Source organism: Limosilactobacillus avium (genome assembly GCF_947381485.1).
In the GTDB taxonomy this organism is placed as follows: domain Bacteria; phylum Bacillota; class Bacilli; order Lactobacillales; family Lactobacillaceae; genus Limosilactobacillus; species Limosilactobacillus avium.
In genome coordinates, this window is the sequence record NZ_CANCWN010000090.1 from 1 (window position 1) to 600 (window position 600).

At 39.0% G+C, this 600-nt stretch carries 1 protein-coding gene; it reads left to right on the forward strand.

The features are described 5' to 3' along the window. Nucleotides 1-93 precede the first annotated feature (93 nt). The coding region (locus QOS01_RS10425; RefSeq protein ID WP_283622271.1) for an IS66 family transposase zinc-finger binding domain-containing protein at nucleotides 94-600 on the forward strand (507 nt) is incomplete at its 3' end.

Here is a 600-nt window from a genome sequence, read left to right on the forward strand (position 1 = left end):
GTGCTATTCCAGGTAATCTATATTAGGGCTGTTTAAATTCCTTCCGCTTTGATATAATAATTGAAGATTTATCAAGTGAGGAGGTGACGTAGTATGGATAGCAAGGAATTAGAGAAGGAAAATCAGAGGCTAAAGGCGCAATTAGCTAGCGCTAATCAGCAAATTGATTACCTTCGTCAAATCATTGCCGGACAAAAGGAACAGCTCTTCGGGAAAAAAACTGAAGTTATTGAAAAGGTAGTAAGTGGTCAAGAATCACTATTTAGTGATGAACAATTAACGTCATTACAGTCACCTGATCTTTCAGTAACTGAAGTTACTGAAACAAAAGTTATCAAAGCAGTGCGTCACCATTCCAAACGGAAAAAGAGTGGGCAACGGACCGCTTTTTTTGATTCCTTACCCCAAGTTAATGAAAGCGAACCGCTATCCGATCAGACATGTCCAAACTGTCATCATGAACTCAAAAAGGTAGGCACCAAGTTAGTACGACGAGAGGTTTGTGTAAAGCCGGCTGAACTTTATTGTAAGAATTATTACCAAGCCACTTACAAATGTGAAAATTGCCATCCTGGTGGTAAAGATATCCTAATAAACAGC